Source organism: Pontibacter russatus, from assembly GCF_009931655.1.
GTDB classification, from domain to species: Bacteria; Bacteroidota; Bacteroidia; order Cytophagales; family Hymenobacteraceae; genus Pontibacter; species Pontibacter russatus.
In genome coordinates this window covers 2206033-2226354 of sequence record NZ_CP047984.1, presented here as the reverse complement: position 1 = coordinate 2226354, position 20322 = coordinate 2206033, and the positions used below count along the sequence as shown (strand labels likewise).

Here is a 20322-nt window from a genome sequence, read left to right as displayed (position 1 = left end):
ATCAAAACAGGATATATTCTCTTATGAAGACTTCAACGCAAACTTGATCAACTCCTCCACGCTCAGGCTGCCGCCCTCGCGTTTGATGATTGAGTCAAGGGTTTTCTCGGCCACGTTCTTCGCAAAGCCCAGTGTCACTAATGCAGATAACGCTTCTGCTCTGTTCGTATTGTACGCTGCCGCAGGCGCGCCCACCTCCGACAGCATCACGTCTTTTTTCACTTTGTCTTTTAGCTCCAGGATGATGCGCTGCGCTGTTTTCGCCCCGATCCCCTTCACGTGCTGGATGGTGCGCACGTCTTCCCGCACAATGGCCTGCTGCACCTCCTCCACCGACAACGAAGACAAAATCATGAGCCCGGTGTTGGGGCCCACCCCCGATATGGAGATCAGCAGCAGGAACAGCTCCTTCTCCGCAACGGTGTTGAAGCCGTAGAGCGTGTGCGCGTCCTCCTTTATATGCAGAAAGGTGTGCAGCCTACAGCGTTCGCCCCCTGGCAGCGCAGAATACGTGTTCAGCGACACCTTGATCTGGTAGCCGACCCCACCCACGTCAATGATAACGAAGGTGGGGTCTTTGTGCGTCAGTTTGCCGTCGATGTAAGCTATCATTTATATATGCTGGTTGTTGTAATTCTGGGCATCTACCACCGCGATGGAAACGATGTTCACAATTTCGCGGATGGAGCTGCCCAACTGCAGGATATGCACCGGCTTGCGCATGCCCATCAGCACCGGCCCGATCACCTCGGCGCCGCCTATCTCCTGCAGCACCTTGTAGGCGATGTTGCCGGAGGCCAGGTTGGGGAACACCAGCGTGTTGGCGCCCTTCTCGGCCAGTTCGCTGAACGGGTAGTGCTCGCGCAGCAGGTTGCGGTTGAGGGCGGTGTTGGCCTGCATCTCGCCGTCCAGCAGCAGGCCCGGGTAGCGCTGCTTCGCCTTCCGCACGGCCTCGGCTGATTTGTCCGGCACCTCGCCGCGCACCGAGCCGAAGTTGGAGTAGGACAGCATGGCCACGCGCGGCTCCGTGTCGAAGAACCTCACGGCGCGTGCCGTCAGCCCGATGATGTCGACCAACTCGTCGGCCGTCGGGTTCAGGTTCACGGTGGTGTCGGCAAAGAAAAGCGGCTCGCGCTGGCTCAGGATGATGTACATCCCGGCCACTTTGTTAACGCCTTCCTCCACGCCCACCGCCTGCAGCGCCGGCACAATGGTTTTGGAGTAGTCGCGGGTGAGGCCGGAGATGAGGGCGTCCGCCTCGCCGCTGTTCAGCATCATGCTGCCGAAGTAGTTGCGGTCGCGCATCAGGCGCTCCGCATCAAACAGCGTCAGGCCCTTGCGCTGGCGTTTCTGGAAGAGCAGCTCGGCATACTCCGCGCGTTTGGCGTCTTCCAGAAAGGGGTCGATGATGGTGGCGCCCTGCAGGTCCATCTTGTTTTCGGCGATGATGGCCTCTATCCGCTCGCGGTTGCCCAGCAGAATCGGCTGCGCGATGCGCTGCTCCTTCACAATCTGGGCCGCCTTCAGGATCTTGTAATTGTCTGCCTCGGTAAACACCACTGTCTTCGGGTCTTTCTTGGCCTGGTTCGTGATGCGCGTCATCAGCTTCTGGTCGATGCCGATGCGCTCCCGCAACTCATGCTCGTAGGCCTCCCAATCGGTGATCTGCTTGCGGGCCACGCCGCTCTCCATGGCCGCTTGCGCCACTGCCGGGGATATGGTGGTGATCAGGCGTGTGTCCAGCGGTTTGGGGATCAGGTAGGTGCGTCCGAAGTTGATGGTGGTGTCGCTGTAGGCTTTCAGCACCACGTCCGGCACCGGCTCTTTGGCCAGCGCCGCAAGCGCGCGCACGGCCGCCAGTTTCATCGCCTCGTTTATCTCGGTGGCCCGCACATCCAGCGCCCCCCTGAAGATATAGGGGAAGCCCAGCACATTGTTTACCTGGTTCGGATGGTCGGAGCGGCCGGTGGCCATGATCAGGTCGTCGCGGGTGGCCATGGCCACATCGTAGGAGATTTCCGGATCAGGGTTGGCGAGCGCGAAAATAATGGGGTCTGGCGCCATGGTCTTCACCAACTCCGGGGCCAGCACGTTGGCCGCCGACAGACCCACGAACACATCGGCGCCCTCCATGGCCTCTGCCAGCGTGCGGATGCTGCGTGTCGTCACGAACTGCGCCTTGTATATATCCAGGTCGTTGCGCCCCGGGTGAATAACGCCTTCCCGGTCCAGCATCACGATATTGTCTATTTTCAGGCCCAGGGCTATATATAGCTTGGCGCAGGCGATGGCGGCGGCACCGGCCCCGCTCATCACCATCTTCACTTCCTCTATCTTCCGGCCGGTTATCTCCAGCGCGTTCAGCAGGGCGGCGGCCGAGATGATGGCCGTGCCGTGCTGGTCGTCGTGCATCACCGGGATGTTCATCTGCTCTTTCAGGGCCACTTCTATCTTGAAGCTCTCCGGCGCTTTTATATCCTCCAGGTTGATACCGCCGAACGTGGGCTCCAGCGACTTTACGATCCGGATGAATTCCTCCGGGTCTGTGGAATCAATCTCAATGTCGAACACATCGATGCCCGCGAATTTCTTGAAGAGAACGCCCTTTCCCTCCATCACCGGCTTAGAGGCGTCGGGGCCGATGTTGCCTAAGCCGAGAACCGCCGTGCCGTTGGAGATGACACCCACCAGGTTGCCCTTGGCCGTGTACTTATATGCGTTGTCTTTGTCGGCGTGAATCTCCTTGCAGGGCTCTGCCACACCGGGGGAGTAGGCCAGCGCCAGGTCGTGCTGGGTACTGACCATTTTCGTGGGGATCACCTCAATCTTCCCGGGCTTTCCCTCCAGGTGGTAGGCGAGTGCGTCCTCTCTGTTTACTTTGCTCATAGATGCGTGGTCGTTTGCTTTGTCGTTGCGGAACAGGCCGTTGGGTGCCAGCCCGCCTTTGTAAATATAGTGCTGGATACCAATTTTGTAAGAATTCGGCGGTTATCCAAGTTGCACTGCCAAAGATAAGGGGTATAGCAGTTTTAAGGGCAGCATTTATCAATTTTTTAATATGGCCCTGCCGCTGGAGTCTCCCGGATAAGCAAAGAGCACCCTCTTGCTGAAGGTGCTCTTTTGCTGTGGCCCGCCGGTGAATGCTAACTCAGGATCAGCTTTTGCCCTGGCTTCAGGTTGTCAGACTTCAGTTTGTTGAGCTTCTTGATCTGCTCGATGCTGATGCCGTTGTACTTTTGCGAGATGTTCCAGAGGGTGTCGCCGGGCTGCACGTGGTATATGAGCTGCTCCTGCCCCATCTCAGCCGCCTGTTTAGTTTTGTCGGGTGCCTTTGCCTCGCTATTGGAGGCAAGCGCCACCGTCTGTTCTTCTGCGGAGGCGGGCTTATATATCACCAGCTTCTGATCAGGCTGTATGCGGCTGCCTTTCAGGTTGTTCCATTCCTGCAGCTGGGCAGGTGTCACCTGGTGCCGCGATGCGATCTGCGTCAGGTTATCTCCGCGCTGCACGGTGTAGAGTGTCTTTTTCCTGGCGGCTTTGTCCTCCTGTTTCGCTAAAGTCTTTTTCTCCTCTGCGGGTTCATCCGTCTTAGCGGAAGCCAGCATGGCGGGAGTCTCTGCAGGCGTCAGCTTTAGAGCTGGCTCCCGGACAGGGGCGGCAGCCATCAGAATACAGCTTTTATCGTCAGTAGAGGCCAGCAGGGCGGCGCGCGCCGCCGGGATGCGCAGCCTGTAGTGCAGGTGCTTCGGAATAACCGTCTGCTTCAGTTCGGGGTTAAGCGCCATCAGCTGTTCCGGCGTAATGTGCAGTTCCGCAGCCAGGCGGTCCAGGTCCAGTTCCTGCGACACCTCCAGGTAGGCTACCTCCGGCTGGTACAGGATAGAGTCGGAGAAGATGTTGTGGTCGGCGGCGTGATGCATGGCATATATAACCGCCGTCATCGACGGGATATAGCCGCGGGTTTCTTTTGGCAGGTAGGGGAAAATCTCCCAGAACGTCTTTTTGCCGCCCCCCGCCCTGCGAATGGCTTTCCTCACGTTGCCGGGGCCGCAGTTGTAGGCCGCCAGGGCCAGTTCCCAGTCGCCGTAGGTGTTGTGCAGGCGGCGCAGGTAGCGCAGGGCGGCATCCGTTGATTTCTCAGGGTCCAGGCGCTCGTCTATATACTGGTTGAACTTCAGGCCGAAGTCGCCGGCAGTAGGTTTCATGAACTGCCACAGGCCCGCCGCGCCCACCGGAGATTGCGCCTTCGGGTTAAGACCTGACTCCACGATGGAGAGGTATTTGAGCTCCATCGGCATGTTGTGCTTCTTGAGGTACCGCTCGTACATCGGAAAGTAAACGTTCTCGCGCGTTATCATGGTGCGGGTGTACTTCCGGTTGCGGATGGTGAAGTAGTCGATGAAGTTCCTTACATAGTTGTTAAACTCAAGCGGGATCTCCGTCTCAATGCAGCTCAGCCTGTCGGCGATCACCTCATCGGGTTCGTTGGGGATATACTCAATCAGCAGCGCCAGTTCGTCTGGGGAGAGAACGGTGGTGTCCATCTTCGGCTTGGTCAGCGTGTCGCCGGGGGCGGGCTGTTCAAACAAACGGCCGTGGCCGAGAGCGGGGGCGTTAGCCGCCCACATGCTACAGACCACAGCCGAAAGCAGTGTAAGGAATTTTGTAGAGGTCATGGCATTATCTATGCTTCAACGGAAATCATGTCCATAATTTGACTCGAGAAGGCCAGCAGTTGCGGTTCCTCGAATGATCGGGCCATTAGCTGCAACCCGATGGACAGGCCGTTGGCATCGCGGCCAACCGGTATGGAGATGGCTGGCACGCCAGCAAGTGAGGCCTGCACGGTAAAGATATCCGCCAGGTACATGGCCAACGGATTCGCTGTGTTTTCCCCTATTTTAAACGCAGTGGTTGGGGCGGTAGGCAATATAAGAAAATCATATGCCTGAAGCAACTCATCCGTCTTCTCTTTAATCAGTCGTCTCACTTTCTGCGCCTTGGTGTAGTAGGCATCGTAATAGTCGGCGCTCAATACGAAGGTGCCCAGCATGATACGGCGCTGCACCTCCTGCCCGAAACCCTCTGCCCGCGTCTTTTTGTAGAGCGAGGTCAGGTCGGTGACGTTCCCGGACCGGAAGCCGTACTTCACCCCATCGTAGCGGCCCAGGTTGGAACTGGCTTCGGCGGTGGTGAGGATATAATAGGTTGGCACAATGTAGTCGAGGTACGGGAAATCCACAGCCTCCACCTGGTGGCCCGATTCGCGCAGCATCTCTTTCACACCCAGGATGGCGTCTTTCACTTCTGTGTTCAGGCCCTCGCTCTCAAAGCAGTCGCGGATATAGCCGATCCGGTACTTCTTTTCGGAGGAGAGCAGTTCGCTGTAGGGTGGCACCTCGCGCTGGCTGGCGGTGCTGTCCATATCGTCTTTGCCGGCCATCACCTCCAGCAGCAGGGCGGCATCCGGCACGCTTTTCGTAATGACGCCAATCTGGTCGAAGGACGAGGCATACGCAATCAGGCCGTAGCGCGAAATGCGGGAATAGGTGGGTTTGAAGCCAACCACCCCGCAGAACGAGGCGGGCTGGCGCACAGAGCCGCCGGTATCGGAGCCGATGGAGGCAAAGCACAGATCAGCCTGCACGGCCACGGCCGAGCCGCCCGAGGAACCGCCCGGCACGCGGGAGGGGTCGTCGGCGTTCAGCACGTTGCCGAAAGCGGATGTCTCGTTAGAGGCGCCCATGGCGAACTCGTCGCAATTCTGGCGCCCGATAATAATGGCGTCCTCCTGCAGCAGCCGCTCCACCGCAGATGCGGTATAAAGTGATTTGAAGCCATCGAGGATATGGCTGGAGGCCTGCAGGCTGTGGCCTTTGTAAGCAAGCACGTCTTTGATGCCAATCACCATGCCAGCCAGTTTCCCGGCTGTGCCATTGGTGATTTTGTGGTCCACGATGTCTGCCTGTGTAAAGGCTTCCTGCTCAAATACTTCCAGGAAGGCGTTCAGGGATGCCTTTTCCTTGATATTCTGTAGGTACTGCTCTACCAATTGCCGGCATGTCAATTGTCTGTCGGCAATAGCGGCGCGGATATCGCGTAGCGTGTTATATTGTCTCAATCTATTTTTGACTTAGGATCGTCTTTGATGGATTGCTCGAGTTCGTTCTTGATTTCATTTGTCGCATCCTTGAACTCGCGGATGCCGCGCCCGAGGGAGCGCGCGATGTTCGGAATTTTATCTGCGCCGAACAATAGCAGCACAGCCATTAGGATGACAAGCATTTCTCCTCCCCCCAGATCCCCCAGAAAGAGAAGCAAAGATGTAACGTTCATAGAGCTACTGAAAGCTAGATGAGGATTACTTCGTAGTGCTGTGGCTATCGTCCTTCACGGAGTTCTCGATGTCGCTCTTGATCTCCTTAGTGGCGTCTTTGAACTCACGAATGCCGCGGCCCATGCCCCTTGCCAGTTCCGGGATGCGCTTGGCACCGAACAGAAGCAGGATAACGAAAAGGATCAAAAGGATCTCTGTGCCTCCCAAGCCTCCTAAGAATAAGAAAATGTTGTTGATAGCCATCTTTTTCGATTTTAAATGAATGCTACAAAATTAGAGTTATATTTTGATTAAACCCAAAACGGATTCTTTAAGTTTAAAGTGCCTCTTTTCCGCCCTGAATTATTTTTAACCTCCGGCAGCAAAGGCGAATAAGGGCCGTGCACTGTGTTTTCTGCCATACCCGCACATTGTAATTACGCGGAGGCTGGCAGCATTTTATCTGCAGACAGAACAGCCTGTATGTTTTCAGAACCCTGAGCAAGGGCAGCAGGCCTGTATAAGCGGAGGGACACGCTTTCGAAAAGTAAACAGAAAAGGCGAATTAATCAAATTGCTGTAGCATATAGAGGCCCAGGCGCAGCGCATTTTTTGATGGAAATCCCGGTGCCGGAAGGCCCGAAACTTATTCGCTGGCAAAGCAACTTCCGGGCTTCGTGAATTGTTAAAAATAAAAGGGAACCCAAAGTAACATTTTTCTTAAATATAAGTATATATATACATGAATGATGCGATATTACGGGCTGATGTAATAAAGTTGCATTATTAGTCAGATCGTCGTACATTTGAATCAGAATTTGCTGCAGGCCCGCCAGGGCTGCATTCAGATAAAAAAATTAAGTTTGTTTTCATAGCTTGGAAAGGCACCCTGCACTGTGGGGTGTTTTTTTATTTAGGGGTACCAGGTTCTATCGCCATATATAGCAGGCTCTTATGCCTGCTATATATGGCCGGCAGGTAAAGCCGCCTCAACAGGAAAGCCACTCTATTACCGGTGGCTTTCCTGTTGAGGCGCGGGTGTGAAAGGGGAGTCCTATTTGGGGGCAATCCAGGTGGCCGGGTTCAGGTTCTGCTGGTTCTTCCAGACCTGGAACTGCAGCTCAGTGGTGCCGCTTCCGTCGGTGTATACCGTGCCGATGGGGTCCTTCATCTTGATGGTCTGGCCCGGTTTCACGTTCACGGACTTGAGCTTGGCATATACCGTGAAGTACTCCCCGTGCTGCACCATCACAATGTTGTTCATGCCTGGCACTGAGGCCACCGTGAGCACGGTTCCCTCAAATATGGCGCGGGCGCTGGCCCCCTGCGATGTCTGTATATCCACGCCGTGGTTTTCCACCACCACGCCCTTCAGCACCGGGTGGTTGTGGCGGCCAAACGTCTGTGAGATGAAGCCGCGCTCCACAGGCCAGGCCAGACGCCCCTTGTTACCGGCGAAAGAAGAGGAGATAAGCGCCGCCTCCGGCGTTAGCGTCACTTTGTTGGAACTGCCGCTCGTGGCTTTGCCGGCTGCGCGCGCCGCACGCGCCGCACGCTCTATCTCTTCCCGCACAATGTCGGCAATCAGCCTCTCCAGTTTCTTCACCGACTCCTGGCGGGCGGCCACTTCCTTCTTCAGGCCGGTTTCCTGCTGGGTGAGGTTGGTGATGACGCTGTCCTGCTGTTGCCGCAGCCTCTGGAGGTTCTGGCTCTCCGCCACCTGCTTGCTCAGCAGGCGCTCCTTCTGGTTTTTCTTAGACTCCAGTATCGCCAACTGGCCTGATAAGACGGTCTGCGCCTTGTTTATTTGCTCGGCTTGTTTCTGGCGGGCATCTGAGTACTGCTGCAGGTAGCGCATGCGCCGCACCAGCTGGTTAAAGGAGTCGGAGGCAAACAGGAACATGAGTTTATTGTAGCTGTTGGCGGTTTTGGAGGCCGCATATACCATCGTGGCGTATTCGGCCTTCAGTTTCTCGAGGTCGTTCTGGAGCGCACTCACCATGCCCTCCGTCTCCCGCACATCCGACTCGATGTAATTTATCTCGCGCGAGATGTTGCTGATGACGCCCTTCTGAACCGTTATTTTCTCTTTGATGGCATTGAGCTGGCCGATGGAAGCCTCTTTCTTCTTTTTTGTCTGCTGCAGGATGCGGTTGGCCTCTTTGATGCGGGCAAGGTTTTCTTTCTTCTCTTTCTCCAGCTGCGCCTTGCTTTTCTGTTTCTGGGCCTGGGAGGCCAGCGGCAGGCATAGGATTAGCAGGAAAAAAGTGAATCTGTAAAGGGCGTTCATCACAAGGGGGTTCTTCTACTCTAAGGCTACAAAGATGGTAAAACTATACCTGAAGAACCAACTGCCAGCGGGATTTAATTGAGCGCGAGGCGTTCGTAACCGGCTGGTATGCTGAAGGGAAAAGAGAGGGGCTCGTCGGATACGCTGATGCGACTGTGGCTGATGGAGAAGTCCGACACCTGCCCTTTTTGCAGCACCTGCGCCGCCAGGTCGTGCGCAAACGGCACCTGCCCCACGTTCTCGAAGCCGTCATACTTCACGGTAATGGTGTTGCCGGTGTTGTTGTCCTGCACGCGGAGCTGTTGCAGCTTGCTGTTCAGGCGGCCGATGAAGTAGTCGAAGGTGAGGTTCTGGCGAAGCTGCTGCACGTGCTGCATGTCCCCCTCGTTCAGCGCCTTCTCCGCCCCCTGTGCCTGGTAGTTGCCCAGCAGGATGGCCTGCAGCAAATCGAAACTCACGTCCACCTGCAGCTTGTGGCGCAGGTACGCGTAATCGGCGGCCACATACTCCTTTTGCAGGCGGTTGACTATATATACCGAGTCTTGGGTCAGCATGACGCGGGCGGCCTCAATGCCCAGGCCCGGCTGCACCGACACCCATATCACGCTGTCCTTCTTCATCCGAAAGGATACACCGGACGAGAGGTTGTCGTCACTGTCTTTCAGCGAAATCTGGGCTTTGGAGCTGAGGTAGTTGAAATCGAAGTTGTTGACCTCTACGGTGCCGATATTTTCTGTAGTGGTGGAGGCAGCGGTGGGCACCGCCTCTTTTTTGCAGCCTGCCAGCAGGAAAAGCCCCAGCAGACAAAGCAAAAGGGGCTTACTCATACAGTTTCTTGTCTTTTATTTTCTTGTCTATATAGGCGGAGGCCTCCCCCTTCAGTTTGGCTTTCTGCCACTGGCTCACGGCCTCCTCTTTTTTCCCCAGCTTGAACAGCACATCGCCGTAATGCTCCACAATGGTGGCATCGTCCGAGATGGCGACTGCCTGCTCCAGGTACTTGCGGGCTCCGGCGTAATCGCCGTTTTTATAGAGGACCCAGGCGTACGTGTCGAGGTAGGTGGGGTTGGTGGGGTGCAGTTTTACGAGGCGCTCTGCCATTGCGATGGCCTTCTCCAGGTTCTCGTTGCGCAGCGACAGGAAGTAGCTGTAGTTGTTGAGCACGTGCTCGTTGTCCTTGTCCTGCGCCAGCACCGCCTCATATGCCTCGTTCGACTTCGCGTATTCCTTCATGGAGTTATAGCCGTCTCCGAGCTGCATGTTGAACTGCATCAGCAACTCCGGCTCGCCCGCTGAGAGGCGCTTCCCGTGCTCCAGAGATTTTACCGCTTTGGCGTACTCTTTTGTGATGAGGTGGCCGGTGCCGTTGTAAAACCAGAACACAGCTTGGTTGGGGAAGAGTTCGAGCGCGCTCTCCGAGTGCTCCACCATTGCCTCGGCCTGCGACAGCTCCGCATCCAGCAGCACAATCTGCTGCCATATCTTGAAATGGGAGTCGTCAAGCTTTACAGCTTTCAAATAGTTGTCGCGGGCCACTTCTTTTTTTCCCGCAATCGTCTGCAGGTCGCCGGCTACGGCATATGCTTTGGCTTCTTCCGGGTGCGCTGCGATGGTCAGGTCCGCCAGTTCCAGCGCCACGCCCTCAATCTCCGGGTTGGGCAGCTGGCGGATAAAGTCCACGAGAATGCGCACCCTGGTGTCTATATCCAGTTCCGGGCTCTCAAACGCTGTTGTCACTGCTTTCTCTGCCGCTGCCATATTGCCCTTCTGGCGGTTCAGGTCGGAGAGCATGAGGTGGGCGAAGGGGTTGTTCGGCTCCAGGCGGAGCGCCTTGTCCAGAATGGCGATGGCCTCGTCCGGCTTCTTTGAAGCGTTCAGCAGTTCAGCCTGGGCCAGGAAATAGCGTATCTCGGTGGGGTTGCTGGCCAGCAGTTTGTTTCCTTCCTCAATCGCCTTGCCTATGTTCTTCTGGCGCAGGTATATCTGCTGGCGGTTTACGTGTAGCTGCTCCATCTCCCCAAACTGCTTCTCGATGCGCTCATATGTCTTCAGCGCGTCCTCATACCGCGACTGCGACAGGTAGAGGTCGGCGAGGTTGAAGAGGTACTCCTCGGAGTCAGGCACATTGCTCAACAGGTCGTTGTAGGCCTGAGCGGCCTGGTCGAACTGCTTCTGTTCGGCGTGCAGCTGGGCTGCCAGCAGGTAGTAGTAGGGGTTCTGCTTCTCCAGGGCGATGGCAGCCTTGGCAAAGGGCAGGGCCGCCTCCGCGTTCTGCAGGTGCAGGTATGTTTCGCCAATCTTGTAATTGATGGCGGCGTTGTCAGGTGTGACGGTGTAGGCTTTCTGAAAAAGCTGGAGGGCTTGTTGGTAGTCCTCCAGCATAAAGTATTTCATCCCATCCAGAAAAAGCGCCTCGCTCACCTGCCGGTCCCGCTCTGTTGGCTGCTGGGCTGGTGTGGCCTGGGCCGTTTCGGGGGCAGCTTTCGCTTTCTTTTTAGAGAACTGCGCGTTGCTCTCCCCGGTTGCCACCAAAGCCAGGCAGCAGGAGGCGATAAGGACGTTTCTGAATGTGGTCATGGTTCTACTCTGTAAGCGTGTTGAAGTCGCCGAGGCTGAGATCAGACTGGCGCCCCTCAAACACAACAAAGTTGCCGAGCATTGAGTTTGCAACGTTGCCGTTTTTGAGGGAAGTATCTTCCTGGATGATCGAGTTGCTCACCACTGAGTTATAGACATTTGTGTTGTTCCCGATGGAAACGTGCGGGCCGATCACCGAGTTTGTGATGCGCACATGCTCACCGATATACACAGGGGGGATAATCACCGCGTTCTCCAGCTGCGCCGAAGGGGCCACCAGGCCTTCCTCATCCCTTATATACTCTAAATAGCGTTGATTAGTATATACGGTTGCATTTTTATTTCCGCAGTCGAGCCACTCCGATATGACGGCAGGAATAAAGGTGGTGCCTTTGTTCTTCATGTTCTCTAACGCATTGGTTAGCTGGAACTCCCCCTTGTCTTTGATGTTGTTGTCGAGCAGGTACTGCAGCTCGCTACGCAGGTACTCGCCGTCGCGGAAATAGTAGATGCCGATGATGGCCAGGTCGGACACGAAGTGCTCCGGCTTCTCCACGAAATCGGTGATCTCGTTCTGCTCGTTCAGCTTGATGACGCCGAAAGGGCGCGGGTCTTCCACGCGCTGCACCCAGATGGTGCCGTCGGCGTTGGTGTCGAGCTGGAAGTCGGCCTTGAACAGGGTGTCGGCAAAGGCCACCACCACTTTCCCCTGCAGCGACGCCTGCGCGCAAAGGATGGCGTGGGCCGTGCCCAGGGCTTCCTCCTGGTAGTAGATGCTGCCTTTGGCGCCAACGGCCTCCGCAATCTTTATCAGGTTCTGCTCCACCTTCTCGCCGAAGTGCCCGATGATGAACGCCACCTCCTCAATGGGCTCGTGGCAAACTTTGGCGATGTCCTCCACCAGGCGCTGCACGATGGGCTTGCCGGCAATCGGAATAAGCGGTTTCGGCACAGTCAGGGTGTGGGGACGCATCCGCTTGCCCATACCGGCCATTGGTATGATGATTCTCATAAGCTGTTTTTTATTTTTAAGTTCTGAGTTATTTACCCGGTTTTTGTTTCGTTTTTTGTGTATCGTTATTCGTTTTTCGAAATAAATAAAGAACGAGCAACGGAAAACGACACACGAACAACGTCATTTGGTGCCGGTGCTGCCGTAGCCGCCCGCGCCCCGCGCCGTGTCAGTGAGCGCCTCCGCCTCCTGCCAGGCGATGCGCTCGTAGCGGGCCACCACCATCTGGGCAATGCGCTCTCCGTCCTCCACCACAAATTCCTCGTCCGAGAGGTTGACCAGCAGCACCTTCAACTCACCCCGGTAATCGGCGTCGATGGTGCCGGGGCTGTTCACGATGGAGATGCCGTGCTTGTAGGCCAGGCCGCTGCGCGGGCGTATCTGCGCCTCGTGCCCCTCCGGCAGGGCTATATATAAACCCGTCGGGATGAGGGCGCGCTGCAGTGGTTTCAACGTAACCGGCGCCTCCAGGTTTGCCCGCAGGTCCATGCCCGCCGAATGGACCGTCTGGTAAGACGGCAGCGCGTGTTTCGATTTGTTTATCACATCAACCGGGAGGCGTTCTCTGTGCATCATGTTTCAATATAAGGATTAAAATTTAAGAAAGCGCGGCCGCTCGCGCAGCCACACCACCACGGCAAAGGCGGCGCATATGGCCAGGTGGTACAGATGGCGCAGCCAGAAGTTCTCAACCTCCACCCCGAGCGCGAGCCACACCAGCCCCGCCGCCAGCAGTATATAGCCGACAATGGTTTTGACCGGGTAGGGGATAGGGTAGTGGCGGTTGCCGAGCAGGTAACTCACCAGCGCCATGCTGAAGTAGCAGACGAGCGTGGCGATGGCCGAGCCCATATACCCCAGCACCGGAATCAGCAGGAGGTTAAAAATGATGGTGATGGCCGCGCCGCCAAAGCTGATGTAGGTGCCGAACTTTGTCTTGTCCGTGAGCTTAAACCACACTGACAGGTTGTAATACACCCCCAGAAACAGATTGGCCAGCAGCAGCACGGGCACCACCATGATGCCCTCGCGGTAATCCTCTCCACGCAGAAATAAGAAGGCAAAATCTTCTAAGTTGGCGGATATGAATAAGAAGATAAAGGCGCAGACAATCACAAACCACTTCATGATAAGGGCGAATGAATGAGCAGAGTCTTTCTCCTCGGCCTGGGAAAAGAAGAACGGCTCGGCGGCATAGCGGAAGGCCTGTATGGCCAGCGTCATGAAAATAGCCAGTTTGTAGCAGGCGCTATATATACCAATCGCATCAAAATTGCTTTTCCCCGGGTAAAAACCCGCCGGCAGCCACTCCTGCAGCAGAATGCGGTCGAGCAGTTCGTTTACAGCGCCTGCCAGGCCCATGAACAGCAGCGGGTAGGCATACACCAGCATGGGGCGCAGCAACTCCATGTTCAGTTCGAACCGGAAACTGGCGAATTCTTTCCACAGCATGGGGATAATCAGCGCGTTGGCCACCAGGTTAATTAGGAAGATATAGCCGATGCCGAAAGCAGGATCATATATATAAGCAACCAGCGGTTGCAGTTCCTGCAGGTAGTCGCCATTATATATAGCCCTGCAAAGCACCAGGAAAAACATGTTGGCCCCCACCGTCAGCAGGATGTTCGCGAGTTTGACGGTGGCGAACTTCAAGGCTTTGTTCAGCAGCCGCAGCCTGGCAAAAGGAATGGCCACAATCGCATCCACGGCCAGAATCACTGCCAGCCACACCACATACTCCCGCTGCTCAGGAAAGCCTATATAGCTGGCGATGGCCCCCGATGCCAGGATAAGTACCGTTGTGAAAAGGAGGCTGCTGCATATAATCAGGCTGAGTACCTGGTTGTAGAGTTTGTTCCTGTCGGCCCCGGTCTTGTTGGCGAAGCGGAAAAAAGCCGTCTCCATGCCATAGGTGTACAGGATGTTGAAAAAGCCGACGCCCGCGTAAAGGTAAGACATCACGCCAAACTCCTCTGTTGCCAGAACGGCCGTGTAGATGGGTACGAGCAGATAGTTCAGGGCCCTGCCGACGATGCTGCTTAATCCGTAGGCGGCAGTCTGCCCGACCAGTTTCTTGGCTATACTCATGTTGCGTGGTTGAGGACTCGGGGGAGGAAATTTTAGATGCCTTTGAACACCGGCCTGCGCTTCTCCATAAACGCGTTGGTGCCTTCCACGAAATCCTCGGAGGCGCAGCAGCGGGCGAAGGCGTTTGCCTCGGTCTGGTAGCCGTTCTCCTCTTTGTCATACACGGCGTTCACGCCCTCTATTACCAGGCCGACGGCCAGCGGGGCTTTGCTCATGATCTTCTGCAGTATCTCCACGCAGCGGGGCAGCAGTTTCTCGGGCGCCACCACGTAATTAGCCAGTCCAAGCATCAGGGCCTCTTCCGCCGTCACCATATCGCCTGTCATCAGCAGCTCCATCGCTTTGCCTTTGCCCACCAGCTGGGTCAGGCGCTGCGTGCCGCCGTAGCCCGGTATCAGCCCCAGGTTTACCTCGGGCTGCCCGAAGCGGGCGCTGGTGCTGGCAATCCGCATATGGCAGGCCATGGCCAGTTCGTTGCCGCCGCCCAGGGCAAAGCCGTTCACGGCGGCCAGCACGGGCTTGTTGCATTGCTCAATCAAGTCGAAGGTCTCCTGCCCGCGCTCCGAGAAGCTCCGGGCGGTTACCTCGCTCAGTTCCGTCAGCTCCGATATGTCGGCCCCGGCCACAAAGGCTTTTGTACCGGCCCCCGTTATGATAACGCCCCGCACGGCAGCGTCGTCATACACCTGCTGCATGGCGTCCCTTATCTCCCTGATGGTTTCTATGTTCAGTGCGTTCAGCTTGTCTTCCCTGTTGATGGTGATGGTAAGGATGCCGTTCTCCAGGTGAAGCAGCAGGTTTTTGAATGTAGCCATGGTTGATTTAACTCCGGTTAAAACCAATTTTTTCTTTCGCAAAGATAGTGATTTCATTTATTAGAAAGCGCTAAATGCGCGCCGCGCCGCAAGAGCGGGGCCTTACGGGCTGGGAAAGTCTGGCGTAATACCTATGTTTGCAGAATCTTTTTCAACCTGCAGCGGAGGGAGGCAAATGCCTGACCCGGCGGAACCCGGGATGTTTGCAGGGCAACGCCACCGGGCTGCCACTAAAATTATATAGCAGAACCCCTTGTAATGTTTACGTTTTCATAATGCTTGTATTCTTAAGACGCTCCTTATTCCTGTGCATCACCCTCGCCTATATAAACCCCCTCGCCGCCGCCGCCCAGGCGGTATTGGCAGACACAGCCAATATATGGGACTTCGGGGGCACCGGCACCCTTAACTTCAGCCAGGTGAGCCTGACCAACTGGGCCGCCGGCGGGCAGAACTCGCTCTCGGTGCTGGGCATTGCCACGGGCTACGCCAACTACAAGCACGGGAAAAACACCTGGAACAACTCCCTCGATATGACTTACGGGCTGGTGAAACTGGAGGGCAGGCGCATGCAGAAGAGCGACGACAGGCTGGAGCTGAACCTGAAATACGGGTACCGCGCCTCCAAGCGCTGGTATTATACCGCGCAGGTAAACCTCAAAACGCAGCTTACCCCCACTTACACCATCACGCGCGACACGCTGCTGTCGGATTTCTTCGCACCGGCCCATATCCTCACTTCCCTGGGCATGGACTACAAGCCAAACAACAAACTGTCGGTGTTCCTGTCGCCGTTCACGGGCAAGTTTACGGTGGTGAGCAGCCAGGCGCTGGCCGACCAAGGCGCCTTTGGGGTGAGGGCGGCCCGCAAGGACGTGGAGGGGAACCCGGTGCCGGGCACAGGGGAGCACTTCCGGAAGGAGTTTGGCGGCTACGTGAACGTGCGCTATAAAAATGAGATTGTCCAGAACGTGACGCTGCAATCTAAGCTCGACCTCTTCACCAACTACCTCCGCAACCCAAAGAACGTGGACGTGGCCTGGGAGAACCTTGTGAACTTCCGGGTGAACAAATACATAGCGGCCAGCCTCTTCGCGCACATGATTTACGACGATGACATCAAGGTGAGCGTGGACCGGAACGACGACGGCAAAGCGGACGGCAGAGGCCCGCGCGTGCAGGTAAAACAGACGTTGGGCATCGGCCTGTCATATAATTTTAAATAAAAGAACTTTTGCCTCAATACTGCGTGTTAGGGGAGAACAATAATTTTTTCGTAGATTCCACGTTATATCGCTGACACGCGAACGAACCACGCTATATGAAGAAACTAACCCTGCTGCTGTGCTCATTTGCAATGGTGCTGTTTTGCGCTGAAGCGAACGCACAGAACTCCCAGAGCAGCACCGCATCCACCAAGGACGAATACTGGGGAACTGCCAAGGCGGCGCCCAAAGCCGCCGCTGTGGATGCTGTGAGCCGCCGCGCCGAGGGGCTGGACACCCGCTTTAACACCTACGAAGATGGCCGACGCAAAGCTTTCGACAAGAAGAAGATTGCGCAAAGCAAGCGGATGAAAGAGATCCTGAAAAAAGAGGAGAAGATGATGAAGAAGCACCGGCGCGACAAGCGCCGCCTGCGCCGCGCCCAGCGGTAGCGCCACTGCTTTCTATATAGAAGAGCCTGCCATATATACTGTGGCAGGCTCTTTTGTGTTTATGTCCCTTCTTTGCTGAAGCAAAAATGATCTCGCTGTTGCTCCTTTATATATGGCTTTAATATATAACTGTCTGGTTCCGCAACGCTCGCCCTTCATTTTGCTGCGGCACATGAGAAGCATATATGGCTTGTTGCCATATGGCACGCTGTTACCCTATGCAACACCTGAGGGCAAAGAAGCTATTTTATTTTCATCCTTTCAGGATGACGGGACAATAGACGGTTCTCCTTTAGGAGGAGGTGATTTATATATAGATCCAACTTTCATCCGCAGGCATATGTAAGTCACCTCCAGAAATTACAGCATTTATATATACACAGGACGCCCCGGCTACCTGAGCGGCCGGGGCGTCCTGTGTATATATAAATGCTGGTGCTACTACAGCGTGCGCTTCACTTCCTTCTCGGTGTAGGCTTCAATCACGTCGCCTTCCTGAATGTCATTGTAGTTCTTCAGGCTGATACCGCACTCAAAGCCTTGCCTCACTTCAGAAACATCATCCTTGAATCGCTTCAGCGCCAGTATCTCACCGTCCATCACCACAATACCGTCGCGCACCAGCCTTACCTTGGAGTTTCGCTGGATGCTGCCATCCGTTACCATACAGCCGGCGATGGTGCCCACTTTCGTAATCTTGAACACGTCGCGCACCTCTGCGTTTCCGGTTATCTCCTCTTTCAGCGTTGGGGCCAGCATGCCTTCCATGGCGTCCTTCACCTCGTTGATCGCGTCGTAGATGATAGAGTACAGGCGCACGTCAATTTGCTCCTGCTCCGCCAGCCTGCGTGCGTTCACCGAAGGGCGCACCTGGAAACCGATGATAATCGCGTCGGAGGCGGAGGCCAGCAACACATCAGACTCAGAGATGGCGCCCACGCCTTTGTTGATGATGCTGACCTGCACCTCAGGCGTAGACAGCTTCAGCAGCGAGTCAGAAAGGGCTTCCACTGATCCGTCCACGTCACCTTTCACAATCACGTTCAGCTCCTTGAATGTACCGATGGCCAGGCGGCGTCCGATTTCATCCAGGGTGATGTGCTTGCGGGTGCGCAGGCTTTGCTCGCGCTGCACCTGCGAGCGGTTAGAGGCGATTTCACGCGCCTCGCGCTCCGACTCCATCACCAGGAACTTGTCACCGGCCTGCGGCGCACCGTCCAGACCCAGCAACTGCACCGGCGTGGAAGGCCCGGCCTCCTTCATCTTCTTGCCACGGTGGTCGGTCATGGCTTTCACCCTGCCGTAGTGGGAGCCAGCCAGCACCACATCACCGATTTTCATCGTGCCTGTCTGCACCATCACCGTCGCCACATAGCCCCGGCCTTTGTCCAGCGAGGCTTCTATTACCGTACCCACTGCCGCACGATTCGGATTGGCTTTCAGTTCCAGCAGTTCGGCCTCCAGCAACACCTTCTCCAGCAGTTCCGGGATGCCGGCGCCTGATTTGGCCGACACCTCCTGCGACTGGTACTTGCCGCCCCACTCCTCCACCAGGATGTTCATCTGGGCGAGTTCCTCCCGGATCTTGTCTGGGTTGGCAGACGGCTTGTCTACCTTGTTCAGGGCGATGATGATGGGCGATCCCGCCGCCTGCGCGTGGTTGATGGCCTCTTTTGTCTGCGGCATCACCGCGTCGTCTGCGGCCACCACGATAATGACAACGTCCGTTACCTTGGCACCGCGGGCACGCATGGCCGTGAAGGCCTCGTGGCCAGGTGTGTCGAGGAAGGTGATGGTGCGGCCGCTCTCGGTCTTCACTTTATAGGCGCCGATGTGCTGCGTAATACCACCGGCCTCGCCGGCTGTCACGTTCGCGTTCCGGATGTAGTCGAGCAGGGAGGTCTTACCGTGGTCAACGTGGCCCATGATCGTTACGATTGGCGCGCGCTCTTCCAGGTCCTCCTCGTTCTCCTCGGTTATATCTTCGAGCGCCTGCTCGTCTTCAGAGGTGATGAAGTCAACGTCGTAGCCGAATTCATCTGCGATGATGGTGATGGCTTCGGCGTCGAGGCGCTGGTTGATGGACACGAACATGCCCAACTGCATACACACCTTGATGATCTCGTTCACGCTCACGTCCATCAGCGACGCCAGGTCGTTGGCCGACACGAACTCCGTAACGCGCAGTGTCTTCGACTCAGCCTGCTCGGCCATGCGGCGCTCTTCCGTGGCATCGGCAATGGCCGAACGCTTCTCGCGGCGGTACTTGGCGCGGTTGCCACCGCTGCCCTTGCCACCGCTGAGCTTTGCCAGCGTTGCCTTTATCTGCTCCTGGATTTCCTTGTCGGTAACCTCCGCTTTAACCGGCCGGCCTGTTGGGGCGCCCGGGCGTTGAGCACCTCTTCCGCCGGCACCTGGCCTTGGCGGGCGCTGCTGTGCGCCGCCGCGTTGCTGCGCCGGAACGGTAGGGCGTTGGTTCCCCTGTCCTGGCCCCTGGCCTTGCGTGGCGCCACCTTCCGTGCCCACAATAATGCGTTTGCGCTTTTTCTTCTTGCCCTTCTTGTCGTCCGAAGACGCCACCGGCTTGGAACCTTTTCTGCGCGACTCTACCGGCAATTCTATCTTGCCAAGCACCGTCAGACCTTTTAGCTGGTCTGCTCTTCCTGAGATCGTTTCTATGTTTTCCTTGTTTTCTTGGTTACTGTCTGTCTCAGGAGTGGCCGGTTGCTGGGGCGCCGTCGCTGGTGCAGGTGTTTGTGGTGCCTCGGCCGTTGGCTTCGCAGCGGCTGGGGCAGGCGTTACAGCCGCTGCCGGGGCCGCTGGTTCCTCTGGCCTGGCAGGAGCCTCGGGAGCTTTGGCAGGAACGGGTTCCTGGGGGGCAGGCGCAGTGGCCTTCGGAGCCTCGGGGGCAACCGGCGCCGTCTGCTCTGGCGCAGGCGGCGCAGCCTCTGGTTTGGGGGCGGCTGCAGCCGGGGCTTCCGTCGGGGCCGGCGCTGGTTCAGGGGCGGGCTCCGCTTGCTTCGGAACAGGGCGGCCCTTGGCGTCCAGATCAATTTTGCCCAACACTTTTATGCCGGGTAGCTTCGCGGCGGGCTGTTCCGGTGCAGCCACGGGCTTAGGCGCCGGCGCGGCCGGTGCCTCCTGCTTGTGCTGGCTGCTGTTCTTTATCAGAATCTCCTGCTCAGGCTCGCTTTGCTTCTTCGGCTCCTGGTATGGGTGCCTGTCAGAGTCAATCACCTGGTTGCCCTGCGGCTTCTTGCCAATGTTAATTTCCTCTGCCTCCTGCTTGTCCTGCATAGAAGAAGCGTACTCTTTAGCCAGCATATTGAACTGCTCTGCGGAGATCTTGGTCGTGGGTTTGTTTTCCACGTCGAAGCCTTTAGCAGAGAGGTAATCCACAATGGTAGAGGTACCAATGTTCAATGTCGTCGCAACCTGTTTGAGCCTCCTTGTTTTTTCTTCTGCCATTTTGTTCTAATATGCTGTCTTTTAATTCTGTCTAAATAAATATATAGTTGCCCTGCCAGAGAGCAGAAAAGATGCACGCAACCGTAATTACTTCAAAAT

Annotated in this window: 16 protein-coding genes; 2 read left to right on the top strand and 14 right to left on the bottom strand. The window is 56.4% G+C overall.

What is annotated here, in order from left to right; genetic code table 11:
* Positions 1-21: 21 nt before the first annotated feature.
* The 13 genes from ruvA to GSQ62_RS08845 form a co-directional block, all read right to left on the bottom strand.
* Positions 22-612: a Holliday junction branch migration protein RuvA gene (gene ruvA, locus GSQ62_RS08905; protein ID WP_161889178.1), complete on the bottom strand. Its 591-nt coding sequence runs from the start codon at positions 610-612 to the stop codon at positions 22-24.
* A complete protein-coding gene (locus GSQ62_RS08900) occupies positions 613-2886 on the bottom strand; it encodes an NADP-dependent malic enzyme (RefSeq protein WP_161889177.1) in 2274 nt (757 codons plus the stop codon). It lies immediately after the preceding gene.
* 257 nt (positions 2887-3143) lie between these two features.
* Positions 3144-4676 carry a lytic transglycosylase domain-containing protein gene (locus GSQ62_RS08895; protein WP_237587103.1) on the bottom strand — a complete coding sequence of 511 codons (1533 nt, stop codon included), beginning with the start codon at positions 4674-4676 and terminating at the stop codon, positions 3144-3146.
* A gap of 8 nt (positions 4677-4684) precedes the next feature.
* A complete protein-coding gene (gatA, locus tag GSQ62_RS08890; protein WP_161889176.1) occupies positions 4685-6121 on the bottom strand; it encodes an Asp-tRNA(Asn)/Glu-tRNA(Gln) amidotransferase subunit GatA in 1437 nt (478 codons plus the stop codon).
* A complete protein-coding gene (locus tag GSQ62_RS08885) occupies positions 6118-6336 on the bottom strand; it encodes a Sec-independent protein translocase subunit TatA/TatB (protein WP_161889175.1) in 219 nt (72 codons plus the stop codon). Before GSQ62_RS08885 ends, gatA begins: the two co-directional genes overlap by 4 nt.
* Before the next feature lie 25 nt (positions 6337-6361).
* Positions 6362-6580 carry a Sec-independent protein translocase subunit TatA/TatB gene (locus GSQ62_RS08880; RefSeq protein WP_161889174.1) on the bottom strand — a complete coding sequence of 73 codons (219 nt, stop codon included), beginning with the start codon at positions 6578-6580 and terminating at the stop codon, positions 6362-6364.
* Between the two features lie 790 nt (positions 6581-7370).
* The gene (locus GSQ62_RS08875) at positions 7371-8606 is read right to left on the bottom strand and encodes a murein hydrolase activator EnvC family protein (protein ID WP_161891381.1); all 1236 of its coding nucleotides are present in this window, start codon (positions 8604-8606) and stop codon (positions 7371-7373) included.
* 74 nt (positions 8607-8680) lie between these two features.
* Positions 8681-9433, bottom strand: coding sequence for a DUF4292 domain-containing protein (locus GSQ62_RS08870; RefSeq protein ID WP_161889173.1), 753 nt, complete (start codon positions 9431-9433; stop codon positions 8681-8683).
* The gene (locus GSQ62_RS08865; protein WP_237587101.1) at positions 9426-11183 is read right to left on the bottom strand and encodes a tetratricopeptide repeat protein; all 1758 of its coding nucleotides are present in this window, start codon (positions 11181-11183) and stop codon (positions 9426-9428) included. The genes GSQ62_RS08870 and GSQ62_RS08865 overlap by 8 nt, the downstream gene beginning before the upstream one ends.
* 4 nt (positions 11184-11187) lie before the next feature.
* The gene (locus GSQ62_RS08860) at positions 11188-12195 is read right to left on the bottom strand and encodes a nucleotidyltransferase family protein (RefSeq protein ID WP_161889172.1); all 1008 of its coding nucleotides are present in this window, start codon (positions 12193-12195) and stop codon (positions 11188-11190) included.
* A gap of 123 nt (positions 12196-12318) precedes the next feature.
* Positions 12319-12768 carry a dUTP diphosphatase gene (gene dut / locus GSQ62_RS08855; RefSeq protein ID WP_161891379.1) on the bottom strand — a complete coding sequence of 150 codons (450 nt, stop codon included), beginning with the start codon at positions 12766-12768 and terminating at the stop codon, positions 12319-12321.
* Between the two features lie 18 nt (positions 12769-12786).
* Positions 12787-14283, bottom strand: coding sequence for a lipopolysaccharide biosynthesis protein (locus GSQ62_RS08850; RefSeq protein WP_161889171.1), 1497 nt, complete (start codon positions 14281-14283; stop codon positions 12787-12789).
* 32 nt (positions 14284-14315) lie between these two features.
* A complete protein-coding gene (locus GSQ62_RS08845) occupies positions 14316-15098 on the bottom strand; it encodes an enoyl-CoA hydratase/isomerase family protein (RefSeq protein ID WP_161889170.1) in 783 nt (260 codons plus the stop codon).
* Positions 15099-15373: 275 nt separating this feature from the next.
* On the opposite strand from GSQ62_RS08845, the gene GSQ62_RS08840 reads away from it, so the two are divergent.
* Together GSQ62_RS08840 and GSQ62_RS08835 are read left to right on the top strand one after the other, a co-directional pair.
* Positions 15374-16324: a DUF3078 domain-containing protein gene (locus GSQ62_RS08840; RefSeq protein WP_161889169.1), complete on the top strand. Its 951-nt coding sequence runs from the start codon at positions 15374-15376 to the stop codon at positions 16322-16324.
* A gap of 95 nt (positions 16325-16419) precedes the next feature.
* Positions 16420-16755 (top strand): hypothetical protein, encoded by a 336-nt coding sequence (locus GSQ62_RS08835; protein WP_161889168.1) that lies wholly within the window; start codon positions 16420-16422, stop codon positions 16753-16755.
* 441 nt (positions 16756-17196) lie between these two features.
* Here GSQ62_RS08835 and infB read toward each other — a convergent pair whose 3' ends face one another.
* Positions 17197-20223 carry a translation initiation factor IF-2 gene (gene infB, locus GSQ62_RS08830; RefSeq protein ID WP_161889167.1) on the bottom strand — a complete coding sequence of 1009 codons (3027 nt, stop codon included), beginning with the start codon at positions 20221-20223 and terminating at the stop codon, positions 17197-17199.
* Positions 20224-20322: the final 99 nt, after the last annotated feature.